The sequence below is a fragment of the Citrobacter sp. VF227 genome, assembly GCF_052950715.1.
Window position 1 is genome coordinate 1 of record NZ_JBRFVF010000489.1, and the last position, 451, is coordinate 451.

Genomic DNA, 451 nt, shown 5'->3' on the forward strand with positions numbered 1-451 from the left:
GGGCAGTGCCGGGGGGTGCTGAAGCCTCACGGTCGGGAGCGCGCGGGCCACGTCGACAGCAGGATTATGCGCAATAAGCCCGGACTGGGCTGCAAAGCGCAGGATGGCGGCAATGCGCTGCTGAAGGCGGGCGGCTATCTCATAAATTTCTTTTGCCTCGGCTGCTTTGACGGGAATGAGGAGGTCGGGGGTTCTCAGCGTAGTGATATCACGTGAACCGATAAACGGGAAGACATGCGTTTCAAGGCTTTTGAGAATTTTGGCGCTGTGTGAGGCCGACCATTTTTTATTGCTTTTATGCCACTGTCGGGCGATGGCTTCAAAGGTCTGTTCTGTGGCGGGAACGGCTTTCCGAACCCGTTTTTGTTCACAGGGGTCAGTCCCTGCGGCGATGAGCTTTCGGGCTTCATCCCGTTTCGCTCTTGCCTCAGATAACGAGACATCCGGGTAC

Annotated in this window: 1 protein-coding gene; it reads right to left on the minus strand. The window is 56.8% G+C overall.

What is annotated here, in order from left to right; translation table 11 throughout:
- Positions 1–451: tyrosine-type recombinase/integrase (locus ACU8YC_RS27485; protein ID WP_446896323.1), on the minus strand; the 451-nt coding region annotated here is incomplete at both ends.